The organism is Aquimarina spongiae (genome assembly GCF_900141785.1).
GTDB classification, from domain to species: domain Bacteria; phylum Bacteroidota; class Bacteroidia; order Flavobacteriales; family Flavobacteriaceae; genus Aquimarina; species Aquimarina spongiae.
Genome location: NZ_FQYP01000007.1, coordinates 331676 through 346804 on the forward strand (window position 1 = coordinate 331676; position 15129 = coordinate 346804).

The following is a 15129-nucleotide window of genomic DNA, read 5'->3' on the forward strand; positions in this document are numbered from 1 at the left end:
GTTTTGTTTTATAATATGAAAAATATCACCTATACCACTACTTCTTCAAGAGAAGAGTTACAACAAATTCTTCAGCTTCAAAAAACAAATTTACCTTCTTCAATATCTAAAACAGAAAAAGAACGAGAAGGTTTTGTAACCGTTGAGCATGATCTTGATATTTTAAAAAAAATGCATGATAGGCAACCTCATATCATTGCAAAACATGAAGGTCACGTGATTGGCTATGCATTATCTATGGTAAAAGACTTTAAAGATCAGATCCCAGTATTACAACCTATGTTTTTAAAAATAGATGATGTATTAAAAGGAAAGTCTTCATATCTGGTAATGGGACAAATCTGTATAGATAAAGCGTACAGAAAACAAGGCATTTTCAGAGGTTTATATACCAAAATGCGCGATGAATTGAATACCAAGTACGATCTATTAATTACAGAAGTCGCTGCAAGTAATACCCGATCACTTAATGCCCATTACGCCATTGGTTTTAAAGACCTAAATATCTATGAAGACACTACTACCAGATGGCATCTTATCTATTGGAACTTGGAATAGTGGTTTTTGGAGTTTCTGAAGCGTTCTGTTCCAGATCGTAACCAAAATATTTTCCTTTATCTACCCTAGAAACACCTTTTGTCATCCATACTGGAGCAGGCTTACCTTGCAAATAATGGTCAAAAAACTGCATCATTCTTATAGATAAATCTTGTCTGTTTTTTTCTTTTCTCAAGTTGTGTTGTTCATCATTGTAAACCAAAAGCCAAACTGGTTTTTGTAGTCTTCGCATTCCCATAAACATCTCAATTCCCTGATAGTAAGGCACCGCACCATCACTATCGTTATGCATCATCAATAATGGGGTTTCAATTTTTGGAATTCCAAATAATGGAGAATTCTCTATGTACAAATCAAAGCCATCCCATAAATTCTTCCCGATTCTACTTTGAGATCGTTCGTATTGAAATGCCCTACTCAATCCAGATTGCCAACGAATCCCTCCATAGGCCGATGTCATATTACTAACAGGAGCACCAGCCATAGCCGCTTTGAACTTGTTGGTTACTGTGATCAAATAGGCTACCTGATAACCACCCCAGCTCTGCCCTTGAAGCGCCATATTTTCGCTATCAATATATCCTAACTTTTCTAAAGCCTCTACCCCAGAAACTATACAATTGTAAGCACTAGGTCCAGGTTTCCCATCTTCATAAACAATATCGGGTACAAACATAACATACCCATTACTTACCAAATAAGAAGGGTTTACAACAGATGCGCTGGGTCTTGGTGTATAATAGGTGTGATAGCTATCCGATCTTTTCTCATAAAAATACGTGATCAATGGGTATTTTTTTGAAGGGTCGAAATCTTCGGGTTTATAAATAATCCCCTCTAGTTTTTTCCCATCGTAACTTTTCCAGGTAAATAACTCGGCAGTTCCCCATTTAAAATCTTTTTTCTGAGGATTTACATCAGTTAGTTGCGTATTTTTTTGAAAATTAGAATCCGTATAATGCAAATCTTGAAAGGTGTCGAAGTTTTGTTGTTGAAAGGTAAAAACATCTGCTTCTTTTGCCTTTTTATATCGATTTATAAAATACGTTGTCGATTTTATTTTCTCTTTCATACCAGTATCTGTCAAAGTATATAATCCTGATGACTTTGTAGTTTTATCGAAACTGGTGATCAACAACTCATTATTACTGTAAGAAGCAAGGTTCGAGTTTTCTTCATCCAATCTTAAGGTTCTATATTCAATGTTCTTTTTTCTTCCGTTACTTGTGATATTTATAGGTTTTGTATTTCCCGATAAAGATACCTTCCAAACATCAAACTTATCATAAATCAATCCATTACCAGCTTTATCAAACCCTCCAAAACCATACATAAAAGGCAATGCAGGATGATCATCATCTTCATCATAAAATGCCACTTTTAATTTTTGGGTAAGGTTCTTTTTTTCTAAAGTCTCCAGATTCAGAGAAAACCAATGTTTTTGCTCCATATCATAATACAATGCATACTTCCCATCAGGCGATAAAAAAGGTTGCAATGCAGTTTTGGTAAGAGATAAACGTTTCTTACCCGTATAGGTATCGATTACATAAAAATCCTTGGTCCAAGGGAAATTCCAAGACCGTTCTACATCATAAGGTGCTCCCGTAGCTCCCAAAATAAATCTTTGCTCTCTGTTTTTATCAAAAAGGACATCTTTAAAGGTTTCGTCTTGAATCTCAACCACTGATTTTTTTTCAAGGTCGTAGTAAGATATGTACGCTTCATTTTTTAAATCCTTGATCTTGGCTTTCTGTTCGGGTTGTATCAATTTATCGTTCCAATTCCAAACATCAACCTGAGGGATTTCATCATCCAAAAAGGTTGTATCCTTTTTATAAGTCACTTTTGGTTTTGAATAAAAATAAAGTCGATTGCTATTCTCAGAAAAAAACGACGCTTTACCATTTCCTAATTCCCAATTATTTCTAATATTTTTTCCCTGGGTATCTACCAAGTTTGTTAGTTTTTTATCCCCATAGTAAAACAACTCATATCGAATTGAATCCAAATGTGTCGAGTCCTTTGCAGCCATAAAAGAAAACTGTTCTCCTGTTTTATCTACAGCTAGTTTATCATATAAATATCTTGTAGAATCTATTACTGTTTTTGTTCCAGAAGGTATATCGTATACAAAGATCCCTACATCTCTTTTCCTTACCTGATTTCCTTTTTTCTTTTTCCCACCTATATGATTGGTTGTGGTATAGTAAAATGTATCCCCCTTTTCAGGAACTACAAAATCTTTAATCTGAAAAATGGTATCTGTTCTTTTGGATTTTAGATCATAAACCAATGCATAAGATTGCTTGTATCCTTTTCCTAGTTTTGGTTTTACCGTATCTTTTTTCGCGTCTTTTTTAGTTTCGTCTTTCGCCTTAGGTTTTTGTTTCTTAAAATTCTCAATCACTAACCATCCATTAGAAACTTTGGGAACCTTATACCCACTCACTCTTGCAATTGAGTCATATATTTTGTTCGTCTTTACTTCATATATCAATAAAACATCCTTTGTTTTTTCATCCTCTTTAACCTCTTTCTTCTTTTCCTGCCTAACACTGTTGTACGATGGTTTTCTTTTGAAGATTACAAAACGTTCGTCTGCGGTTATTGAAGCATCATACCCATTGAAAGTTGTGAACTTTTCTTTTGTTTCGGTATTGTATATCTGCAGATATCCATCACCTCGCTTTGTAGTGGTTTCGATAGTCGAAACGATTAATTTTCCGGTGTTGGATATTTTGGTGTCCGTTATATTTTTCCAGAGATCATAGTCTTCATGAGTTAATGCTCGTTTCTGAGCAAAAATGGACACTGCGAAACATAAAAAAACGAGGGTAATACTATTCTTAATCATTTTGTTGAGCTATATCTTCTCCGAAAAGTATAAAACCTTTTATCCACTGATTATCGTTTAACATAACTTTAGGGAAAAAACACGTTAATTTTTAAGACCAAAAGTATTTCTATATCAGTGAGGGGTTAAAAGAATGTTTTAACCCCTCTGCTAATTAGTTATTTATCTATTACTATTCTATCCCCAAATAAGGATTATAGGTATAAGTTTTACTGAAATTTCCTAGTCCGTTAAAATACTCATCTACCAAATGAGCAGGATAATAGGCCATCCCTCCGGCAAGTAATCCTTGATTCCCTCCATCATTTTTATCGTCCCAATTCCATGGAGCATTTGCAGAACCATTACCGTAGGATTTCTGAAATGACTTGGCATTACTAAACAAGCTAGTAGTAAAACGTTGGTCCCACATCCCACCGTTCTCAAAAATATTTACCAATTTATACTTCACATTTCTATCATAAATATCTGAAGGATATTCGCTACTGGTTTTACTTGGATAGTACACTACATAGTCACTACCGCCTGGTTTTTGTTTTGAATAGGCTTTGATACCATGCCCTTTTGCTTCGGCAGAGGTTTTAAAGCGATTGATGCCATTGTGATTTTGCAAGGTTAGAGTGCCATCAATATCTTCATTCCCGTCGGTAAGACCCGAATTTGATGTTTTATAGGAGTAAAAGTCAGAGTGAAAAACGGTAATTGCACCAAGTGCAGCACCATAAGTTGTATTGTTCTTTTTTACAATTGTAAGTACGCCTTCGAGGTCATTTTCATGCTCATCCAGTCGGTACAAAAACCAAATATCTGTCCAATCCCTTGGATGAAAAAAAGCATAAATAATAAAATAATGCGTTGATGTTTCTACCACAGAATAATACCCTACAGCATTTCCTTTTCTGGATGAATTGGCAATATTGTTCCAATTGTTCTTAGCATTTAGATCTCCATCAAAATCATACCGTGTGATATAATCTGCTTTACCACTTAATCCATGAGAGCCGGTTCGATCCACATCCTGGTAATGAACAGGTGCGTGGTGATACGCAAGATCGAGATAAAAATTTTGATTTTTTTGGTTGGTTTTTTGATTTTCTTCAGAAGGTAGATCGTAATTGTTTTCGCAACTAAAAAGGCTTAGCACAACCAGTGCAGCCAGAATACATTTTTTCATTGTTGAAGTGTGTTAGGTTATTGATTCCTAAAATTAACAACCTATGCCTTTGACTACTTTAGTTTAATTTTAAGCCTGGATTATGCTACTATTCCTAAAAAGTTAAGAGTGTTATGTGTATTTAAAGTTATTTCAGAAAAGTCTTTTCTTCACCATAGCCTTATAGGATTGTCCAATGGGAATAATACCTCCTTCAATCTTTATTTGATTCCCCGCAATACTTTTAATCGATTTGATACTTACCACAAAAGAACGATGTACTCTAATAAATTTATCTGCCGGTAATTGAGCTTCAAAGTAAGATATCGATTCATGAATGAGCAACATACTATTTTCCAAATATACCTTTACATAACTTCCATAACTTTCCAGGTATTTAATGGTATCGAGTTGCACATGATGTGTCTCTTTATCTCCTTTAAGAAAAATACTGTTGCTGGTAGCTTCTGCGACTGTTGTGCTTTTTTTTGAAGAGTTCTCTGTATGTTTGACTACCTTGGTGTACGCCTTCAAAAACCGTTCAAAAGAGAAAGGTTTCAGAAGGTAATCACATACTTCTAACTCATAACTATCCACCGCAAATTCTGAATAAGCCGAGGTAATAATGACCAAAGGCGGATCAGTAAGCATTCGTAGAAAGTCTAATCCTTTCAATTTTGGCATCTCAATATCCAAAAAGATAAGATCCACTTTTTCCTTTTGAAGAAAAGTCATAGCTTCTATTGCATTATAACAGTTCCCCACTAATGCTAGATCATTGAGCGATACCGCATAATCTTCAATTATGGTATGAGCTATGGGTTCATCATCTATAATGAGATAATTCATCATTAGAAAGTAATGGTTAATTGTGCACTATACATATCTTCCTCTTTTTTAAAGTCTAATGTATATGAATTACCATATACAATTTCTAGTCGTTTCTTTAGGTTTTCTATTCCTATTCCTTTGGTTTCATTCAGAACAGATGTATCATAATTATTTACTACTTCAAACAGAATCTTGCCATTGGCAACTTCTAGTTTAATATGTACAAAAGCATCGTACATCAAACTATCTACACCATGTTTAAATGCATTTTCTAACAAGATAATAAACAAAAGCGGAGGAATCATGACGTCATCCTTTTCTATTCGTTTTATAAATTGAATATCCACCTTTTTATGTTGTCGGATCTCCTGAATTTCAATATAGTTTTCAAGATATTCGATCTCTTCTTCCAGCTTTACTTCATTTTCTTTGCCCTTGTAAATTACATAACGCATAATCTCAGACAATTTGAGTATGAGATCCGGAGTTTGGTCAGATTTTCGTTTTGCCAATCCGTAGAGGTTATTCAACGTATTGAAAAAGAAATGTGGGTTTACTTGTTGTTTTAATAACGCCAATTCTGCTTTGGCTTTGTCAGCTTTTAAGTTTTGAAACCATTTCCATTGATCATAGACCCACAACAAAGCAAATAAGGGTATAGGAAACAAAAACACAAAGAATAAATCCAGGTTTTCCTCATGTGTTCTTGAACCAAAAAAGAGGACAAATGAAAAGAAAAGAATCAACAGCGATCCGTAAAGCGCTAAGATCAGCACTTTATATTTTTGAAAGAACTTGGGTGCTAAAATATTAAATACTCCTAACCAAAATAAGGTAAGTAATGCAAAGGTAATTGGGTTATCCGGTACTTTCATATAGTCATCCACCCAAAACATAACGATAAAAACGATTGATAATACTACTAATTTTATTAAAAAAAGCTTACGCTCTTTTAAAAAGACAAAGGCTTTTCTCTTGCGATATCGCTGCATATACCAGGACCAAACAATATAACAGCTAGTGATAAAAAACAGGAACAAACAACTAAGCGACACCATCTTATATTCAAAATACCTTCCCAACATAAAACCGATGAGTGAGAGCACCCAACTTCCAATCATCCAATAAAAAACAACTTCTTTTTGATGAAAAAGCATGGCATGAATAATTACAGAAACAACCATTCCCCAAAATAGAAAACCAAGAACATTGACCAATGTTTCCTGAGGATCTATACGGACAAAATCAACAAAAGTCAGCCCCTGGATTATGATAAAAAGAATAACAAACCCATATACAACTGCTCTATATTTCTTTAAGAATCTGATCATACCCCAAAAATAACAATCCTCTTTGCTTTGCAGTAATTATATAAACAGACACTATAAAAATTAGTATGAACACTTCATTTTTTACAACGAATCCTATTGGTTTCTTTTTTTAAGGTATCTACGCTATTATCGAAGTGTTGGTTAAGATTATTCTGCTTTTATGTGGAGCTCATGTAGGTTCGTGTCATAATCAAAAATAAGTCTTATGAATACGCTACAGATAACGAATGTATCCAAAACCTATCCTAACCAAGTAAAAGCATTGAGTGATATCTCATTAACCATAAAAAATGGATTGTTTGGGTTGTTAGGCCCCAATGGCGCGGGGAAATCATCTTTGATGCGAACGATAGCCACACTACAAGAACCTTCTACAGGCACCATTTCGTTTAATGGTATCGATATTCTTGACCAACCTCAAGAACTCAGAACTCAATTAGGATATCTCCCTCAGGAATTTGGTGTTTACCCTAAAATGTCTGCTCAGGACCTATTGGATCATATGGCTATATTAAAAGGTATTATCCACAAAAAAGAACGTAAAGAACAAGTCGAAGCTCTATTGCAACAAACCAATCTATATCAACATCGCAAAAAAGCGGTTCATACATTTTCGGGAGGGATGCGACAACGTTTCGGCATCGCCCAAGCCTTACTGGGAAATCCAAGGCTCATCATTGTAGACGAACCCACTGCCGGATTGGATCCTGAAGAACGGAATCGTTTTCTGAATTTGTTGAGTGAAATAGGTGAGCATATCATTATTATTCTGTCTACTCATATTGTCGAGGACGTAAAAGACCTTTGCACTCATATGGCCATTATGAATCATGGAAAAATCATTGCTCGAGGTATTCCTGCAGCGTTAACTCAAGAATTAGAGGGAAAAGTCTGGTGCAAAGTCATTAAAAAACAAGATTTGAGGAGTTATCAATCTACTTTTAATGTCATCTCGACTCGCCTTTTTTCGGGAAAAACGCAACTTCATGTGCTAGCAGACCAACAACCAGAAGCCGGATTTGAACCCATTCATCCAGGATTGGACGATGTATACTTCAGCACATTACGTAGATAAAATAACCACAAAATATACAACTCATGTTTACGCTACTTTTTAAGTTCGAATGGCGATATCATTCTAAACAATTGTCATTTTATATCTTCTCATTCATTTTCTTTCTTCTCGGGTTTTATATGTCCTCTGGCGGTAGGCTAGGAGCATCCGAGTTGATAAAAAACAACTCCCCTTATCAAATCAATTTTTTTATTGGAATATTTAGTTTGGTATCAGTTTTTGCCATCATGTTCTATTGCATTAATGCTATGCTCAGAGATCGACAATATCAAACCGAATGCATGATTTATTGCACCCCAGTAAAGAAACATCATTTTTATTGGAGCCGCTTTTTGGGAACGTTCCTAATTAGCTTATTGGTGTACTCACTTATACTAGTAGGTTTTGCAATTGGCACTTTTTTTTCAATCGATCCAGACAGTATCGCTCCTTTTGTGTTATCTCATTACTTATACATATGGACCACTATGGTATTACCTAATCTGTTCATTCTAACAGCCCTATTATTCTGTTTTGCCACACTCTCCAGAAAAGCATTAGTCGTATATATCGGAGCAGTACTTATCTACGCCCTATACTGGGGATGTTCTATATTCCTAAATTCTCCTATGTTAGCCCAGGCAGTTCCTCCTTCGCCAGAGAACATGATTATTGCGGCTATAGTAGATCCCTTTGGATTATCTGCTTTTTTTGAGCAAACCATGTATTGGACTCCTTTTCAAAAAAACAATCAGCTTTTATCCTTTTCGGGGTATTTTCTTTGGAACAGAATCATATGGATTTCAGCATCATTACTGCTACTAGGGATAACTTTCAAATTATTCTCTTTCAGAAAAGGAAATCAAAACATCAAAAAAAGTAATGATGTAGTAGAAACTGTAATGAACAAAAAAAGCTATTCCCCAGTATTGACTTTTCCTCAAACCAGGAAGTCACGATTTTTAACACTGGTTTCATTAGTAAAACTAGAACTCATTGCCGTCCTCAAAAGCCTACCATTTATAGCAGTATCTCTTATTTGGATTCTCATAGCAACAACCGAAATTTACAGTAGGATTTTTGAAGGAGGTACTTATTACGATAGCCTGTATCCTGTACCATATCTCTTAATAGAACAGCTCACCGATGCATTACCTCTTTTAGGGTTAATTCTCATTATATTTTATAGTGGAGAATTAGTATGGAAAGAGAGAAACTTGAACTTTAATGGTATCATTGATGCAACTCCTGCACCCAACAGCTTATTCTTTTTATCAAAATATGCGGTATTATTTACGCTACCCATGATCTTAATTCTGATCAGTATTATGATTTGTATAGGTTTTCAAATCATTGGAAATTATCCCCACTTTGCACTAAGACAATACATCAATCTATTCTTTTTTCAGGGTATCGAGATGATATTCTATGGAATTTTGGCATTATTTATCCAAAACGTAGTATCCAATAAATACTTGGGAATGCTTATTTCCGGAATTTTAATTTTTGGATTAGGAAGCTCTATAAGTAATTATATCGGAATAGAACACCCTTTATTGAAACTAGGAAATACACCCGCTGTGGTATACAACGATCTTGCAGGGTATGGCTACTACCCAAAAAGGTTTTATTGGTACTCGGCATATTGGTTAGCTCTGGGAGGAATACTAACTCTATTAGCTTTCAAATTGTGGAGAAGAGGTGTCATTTCAAGTTTTAAATTTAGAATAGCTCAGCTGTTTTCTAATTGGAAACAACGTGAAGTCATTTTTATCATTGGTTTTCTTATCCTCTTTGCAAGCGCTGGCAGTATCATTTATTATAATACTAATATTGTAAATGAATATTTGTCTTCAGATACACGATTGGACCTTGCTGAAATGTATGAACGAAAATTCAAGCAATACGATTCGCTAGAAGAACTATATCCTGTAGCTATAAAAACCAAGATAGATATTTATCCCGATGATCAAAAATATACGGTGCACTCGGACTATATATTAAAAAACAAAAGCGACATCCCTGTAGATACCGTTTTCATCTCTCCAAGAATACCTTTAACATCGGTTTACTTAGAAAATGCAACATTGATTGAGTATGACACCATTTATAAGACGCACCTTTTCAAACTAAAAAAACCATTACAACCTAAAGAACAAATTAGATTTAAGTACGAGTTGACGGCAGAAAATAAAGGTTTAGCAACCAACATTGATATTGTCAATAATGGAAGTTATATTCTACATTCTTCTTTTACACCTTCATTAGGGTATCGCCCTAGCCGTGAGATTAAAAGTGCAAAAGAACGTGAAAAGCGAGGTTTGCCTAAAAGAGAAGAAAAAGTTAGTCATGCACATGACTTACATAATAAACCAAGCAACCTGATTGGCAGGGTATCTTTCGAAACTGTAGTATCTACCCAATCCAATCAAATAGCAATTGCTCCAGGAAATCTGATCAAAAAATGGACAGATCATGACAGGAATTACTACCATTACAAAACTCTGCATAAAGTATCTCCTCTTTTAGGGTACTTCTCGGCCAACTATGAAGTTCAAAAAGAGAAGTATAAGGGCGTTAGTATTGAACAATATTTTCACTCCAACCATCACATGAATATCTCTTCGGTGATGAAAGCAAGTAAGGAAACTCTTGATTATTGCACTCAAAATTTTGGGAATTATTCTTTTGATCATATTCGTATTGCAGAAATACCTGCATATTGGCCATTTGGCGGTCAGGCCATGCCAGGAACAACTAGTATGGTAGAAGATCGGTTTTATCTATTAGACCAGCGTAATACTGAAGTATTCAATCTGGTTGCCAAACGAACCATACACGAGATAGCACACCAATGGTGGGGGCATATATTAACTCCAAAAATGACTGCTGGCGGAGGTTTCTTTATCGAAGGACTAGCCAAATACACCGAAGGTGTAGTCATGGAAAAACACTACGGCAAAGGTGCTTTGTGGAATTTATCCGAATACGCCAACAACAGATATTTTACTGGCCGATCCTATGCTTCGGAGAAAGAATCACCTGCTTACTTATCCGATAGCGAAAACCACATTCTTTATGGCAAAGATTACACAATTATGCTTGCGTTAAAGGAACTAATAGGCGCTCAAAAAATTGATGCCATTTTACAAAAAATAGTTGCTGAGTATGGGAATAAAGAAGAATTTGAAGTCGTTACTCTTGATTTTTTGAAGGAAGTGTATCTGGTTACCCCATCGGCATATCACACCCTGATCGATGATTGGTTTAAACGAATAATTACTTATGATTTGCAACTCAAAAACGTATCATACAAGAAGCTCTCTAATGGAAAATATGAAATCATGTTGGATATAGTTACCAAGAGATTCGAAACCAAAGATCTTGGAGAAGAAGTACCCATAGCAATAAACGAGCCTATACAAATTGGCTTGTTTAATAAGCATCCCAAAAGAATAGGAGTAAACGAACGAGTCTTATATCTTCAACCACATTATTTCGATAAAGAAAGCACTCAAATTAGCATTATCGTCGATGAAATCCCGAAGTATGTATCCATAGATCCTTATGGTACCCGATTGGATAAAAACAGAGCAAACAACATGCAGCGATTATAGAAACTGTACCATAAAAAAATCCCAAATTCTGTAATCAGAATTTGGGATTCATTATTTTCAAAAGTAATTCGTATTAGTCGGCTAACACAATTACTTTATTGTCTTTCATTTCAATAGTTCCAGAAGTAATCGGAAGCAAAGTAACACCGTTTTCTTTCACAAACTTTTCTGCTACTTCTTCTTCTAAATTCATATCTCCATACACCTTTACATTTCCTTTTCCTAACAAAGAAATAATGGGAGCGTGATTATCTAACATCTGAAACTCTCCATTCACACCTGGTACTGCAACAGAGGTTACTTCACCACTAAATAATACTGCTTCTGGAGTTACTATTTCTAAATACATATTTTTCTAGTTTATGCTTCAGCTAACATTTTCTCACCAGCTTCAATCGCTTCTTCGATTGTCCCTTTCAAGTTAAATGCTGCTTCAGGAAGGTGGTCTAACTCACCATCCATAATCATTGTAAATCCTTTTATAGTATCCTTGATATCTACTAAACATCCTGGGATTCCTGTAAACTGCTCTGCTACATGGAATGGCTGAGATAAGAAACGTTGAACACGACGAGCACGTCCTACCGCTAATTTATCATCTTCAGATAATTCTTCCATACCAAGAATCGCGATAATATCTTGTAATTCTTTATAACGTTGTAGTAACTCCTTAACTCTTTGTGCACAGTTATAGTGCTCATCACCAAGGATATCAGCAGTAAGAATTCTCGATGTAGAATCTAATGGATCTACCGCTGGGTAAATACCAAGCTCTGCAATCTTACGAGACAATACTGTTGTTGCATCCAAGTGAGCAAAAGTTGTTGCTGGTGCAGGATCCGTCAAGTCATCCGCAGGTACATATACCGCCTGTACAGATGTAATCGATCCTTTCTTGGTAGAAGTAATACGCTCCTGCATTACACCCATCTCTGTTGCCAATGTTGGTTGGTATCCTACCGCAGAAGGCATACGTCCAAGTAGTGCAGATACCTCAGATCCAGCTTGCGTAAAACGGAAGATGTTATCTACGAAGAAAAGTACATCTTTTCCTTGTCCGTCTCCAGCTCCATCACGGAAATATTCTGCAATAGTAAGACCAGAAAGTGCTACACGAGCACGTGCTCCTGGTGGCTCATTCATCTGGCCAAATACGAAAGTAGCTTTCGAATCTTTCATTGCTTGTTTGTCTACCTTTGAAAGATCCCATCCTCCTTCTTCCATAGAATGCAAGAAATCATCACCGTACTTGATAATTCCAGATTCTAACATCTCACGAAGCAAGTCATTTCCTTCACGAGTTCTTTCTCCTACTCCTGCGAATACAGAAAGACCACCGTGTCCTTTTGCAATATTGTTAATCAACTCCTGGATCAATACTGTTTTACCTACTCCAGCACCTCCAAATAATCCAATTTTACCTCCTTTTGCATAAGGCTCGATAAGGTCGATTACTTTGATCCCTGTAAATAAAACTTCAGTCGAAGTTGATAAATCTTCAAATTTTGGTGCCTGACGGTGGATTGGAAGACCATCTTCTCCTGCTTTAGGAAGATCTCCAAGTCCGTCGATTGCATCTCCAATTACATTAAATAGACGTCCATATACATCCTCACCGATTGGCATTTGGATAGGAGCTCCAGATCCTACAACTTCCATCCCTCTGCTTAATCCATCACTGGAATCCATCGCAATAGTACGAACAGTATCCTCACCAATGTGAGACTGCACTTCTAATACTAGTTTACTACCGTCTGTTTTATTAATTTCTAATGAATCGTAAATTTTTGGTAATTCAGTCCCTGCAGCGAATTCTACATCGATAACCGGACCTACAATTTGAGATACTTTACCCGTAACTTTAGACATTATCTAACTATTTAATGTTTAGTATTTAACTATGGAAAAAAGATACTTTACAAACAACGCTACAATAGCACCTTTTTTCAGGCTGCAAATATAGTCTTTTAAAATGAAAAAATAATGCCTTTTATTTTGTTTTTTTAAAGGTGGCTTTTATCCCATTTTTTAACGGAAATTATCTCATTAAAAACCTTTTAGGATTTACTGTATCGTCCATACACTATTATGATAAAAGCAGCCGCATACATCACTAGTGTATATATGGCTCCAGCTATGGCAAACGAAGTGTTTTGAAGGGTCACCACTGCTATGGTAATGGCCAATCCCGAGTTTTGGATCCCTGACTCTACTGCAATACTAATTGCCTGAGGTTTTCTGAGTTTAAAACCTACAGCAGTCATATATCCCAGAATCATACTGCTTACATTTAACAAAACCGTTGGTAATCCTGCCTGCTGAAAATAAGGGATGATATTGTGTTTTTCTTTCAGAATAATCCCTGTGGTGATTAATGCTAATAAAACTACCGAAGCTACCTGAACTGGCTTTCCCATTTTTAAGGCAAAACTGGTAGCTTTGGCACGTATCAACATTCCCAAAAAAACCGGGACAATTACTATACCCAACAACTGACCGATCATTTGCAAAATATTTAATTGCACCTCTCCTTCTTGTCCAGAAAAGTTCAAAAGTGAAAATTGTACAATGAAGGGTATAGTACCAATCGTAATGATACTCGATATTGCGGTTAAGGTTACAGAGAGGGCGGTATCTCCTTTGGCCAAATGAGCAATCACATTTGAGGTTGCCCCACCCGGGCATGCCGCTAAGATCATAATTCCGATAGCAATTTCTGAGGGTAGTTGAAGTAAAGAAACCAGTGCATAACCAATAATGGGTAAAAAGAGTAATTGATTGATCAACCCCAACAAAACTGCCTTAGGGTTTCTGGCTACTCTTTTGAAATCATCACTGGTAAGCGAAAGCCCCATACCAAACATAATAATCATTAGGGATATGGCGACAATCAGGGTTCCTGTACTATTCATAGTTATGTATTTTGATTATGAATTCTAAAAATCAAATGTTGCACTTATATCTTGCCACATCGGTTGAAATTGAAAATATCCTGCAAGCGGAAAACCAAGCTCTGCTCTTGTCTTCATAGCGATATTATGATCTATTTCGATCAGTTTTTCTCCCGTTTGCATGGCTAGCAATTGTGCCTGGCAACTTCTTTCCATGGTAATAAACCACCACACTGCCTCGTCTACAGAATGTCCAACGGTGATTAACCCATGATTTTGTAAAATTGCTGCTTTATTATCTCCCAAGGCTTTGGCAATCCTCTTTCCTTCTTCTAGTTCATTAACAATACCTGCATAATCATTAAAAACTGCATGATCTTTATAAAATGCACACGCATCTTGAGTAATCGGAGCTAGCTCTAGGCCTAAGGCAGAAAACGATTTCCCATAAACCGTATGCGCATGTGCCGCAGCAACAACATCAGGTCTGGCGGTATGAATTTGAGAATGGATCGCAAAAGCAGCTGCATTTACAGGAAATTTACCTTCTACCACTTCTCCTTTATGATTCACCAACAACAGGTCAGAAGGCGTAATTCGATTAAAAGAAAGCCCAAATGGATTTACCCAAAAATGATCTTGATACTCTGGGTCTCGTACCGTAATATGCCCTGCAACACCTTCTGAAAAACCAAATTTACCGAATATTCTGAACGCCCCGGCAAGTTTTGTTTTGAGATAGGCTCTTTCTTGGGTTACATTGTCAAATTTTGGAGGCATGGAAATGTTTGCCGGTAACATTTCTAATGGTGGATTTTGTACTGCCATAATTATATT

At 36.0% G+C, this 15129-nt stretch carries 11 protein-coding genes; 3 read left to right on the plus strand and 8 right to left on the minus strand.

What is annotated here, in order from left to right; genetic code table 11:
- Positions 1–15 precede the first annotated feature (15 nt).
- Entirely contained in the window at positions 16–558 is a 543-nt protein-coding gene (locus tag BUE24_RS17325) for a GNAT family N-acetyltransferase (RefSeq protein WP_073318558.1), read from the plus strand.
- On the opposite strand, the gene BUE24_RS17330 is transcribed toward BUE24_RS17325, so the two are convergent.
- The 4 genes from BUE24_RS17330 to BUE24_RS23635 form a co-directional block, all read right to left on the minus strand.
- Entirely contained in the window at positions 536–3415 is a 2880-nt protein-coding gene (locus BUE24_RS17330) for an alpha/beta hydrolase family protein (protein ID WP_073318561.1), read from the minus strand. The two genes, BUE24_RS17325 and BUE24_RS17330, sit on opposite strands and share 23 nt — an antisense overlap.
- 172 nt (positions 3416–3587) lie before the next feature.
- Entirely contained in the window at positions 3588–4589 is a 1002-nt protein-coding gene (locus BUE24_RS17335) for a hypothetical protein (protein WP_073318564.1), read from the minus strand.
- Between the two features lie 132 nt (positions 4590–4721).
- On the minus strand, positions 4722–5420 hold the full coding sequence (locus BUE24_RS17340; RefSeq protein WP_073318567.1) for a LytR/AlgR family response regulator transcription factor: 699 nt from the start codon (positions 5418–5420) through the stop codon (positions 4722–4724).
- On the minus strand, positions 5420–6730 hold the full coding sequence (locus BUE24_RS23635; RefSeq protein ID WP_084549599.1) for a histidine kinase: 1311 nt from the start codon (positions 6728–6730) through the stop codon (positions 5420–5422). Before BUE24_RS23635 ends, BUE24_RS17340 begins: the two co-directional genes overlap by 1 nt.
- Before the next feature lie 205 nt (positions 6731–6935).
- On the opposite strand from BUE24_RS23635, the gene BUE24_RS17350 reads away from it, so the two are divergent.
- On the plus strand, positions 6936–7805 hold the full coding sequence (locus tag BUE24_RS17350) for an ABC transporter ATP-binding protein (protein ID WP_073318570.1): 870 nt from the start codon (positions 6936–6938) through the stop codon (positions 7803–7805).
- A gap of 23 nt (positions 7806–7828) precedes the next feature.
- The gene (locus tag BUE24_RS17355) at positions 7829–11401 is read left to right on the plus strand and encodes an ABC transporter permease/M1 family aminopeptidase (RefSeq protein WP_073318573.1); all 3573 of its coding nucleotides are present in this window, start codon (positions 7829–7831) and stop codon (positions 11399–11401) included.
- Between the two features lie 73 nt (positions 11402–11474).
- Here the strand turns inward: BUE24_RS17355 and BUE24_RS17360 are convergent, their stop codons facing one another.
- The 4 genes from BUE24_RS17360 to BUE24_RS17375 form a co-directional block, all read right to left on the minus strand.
- Positions 11475–11750 carry a F0F1 ATP synthase subunit delta/epsilon gene (locus tag BUE24_RS17360; RefSeq protein WP_073318576.1) on the minus strand — a complete coding sequence of 92 codons (276 nt, stop codon included), beginning with the start codon at positions 11748–11750 and terminating at the stop codon, positions 11475–11477.
- 11 nt (positions 11751–11761) lie between these two features.
- The gene (atpD, locus tag BUE24_RS17365) at positions 11762–13270 is read right to left on the minus strand and encodes a F0F1 ATP synthase subunit beta (protein WP_073318578.1); all 1509 of its coding nucleotides are present in this window, start codon (positions 13268–13270) and stop codon (positions 11762–11764) included.
- A 188-nt stretch (positions 13271–13458) separates the two neighbouring features.
- On the minus strand, positions 13459–14313 hold the full coding sequence (locus tag BUE24_RS17370) for a bile acid:sodium symporter family protein (RefSeq protein ID WP_073318581.1): 855 nt from the start codon (positions 14311–14313) through the stop codon (positions 13459–13461).
- Positions 14314–14337: 24 nt separating this feature from the next.
- The gene (locus BUE24_RS17375) at positions 14338–15120 is read right to left on the minus strand and encodes a class II aldolase/adducin family protein (protein ID WP_073318596.1); all 783 of its coding nucleotides are present in this window, start codon (positions 15118–15120) and stop codon (positions 14338–14340) included.
- Positions 15121–15129: the final 9 nt, after the last annotated feature.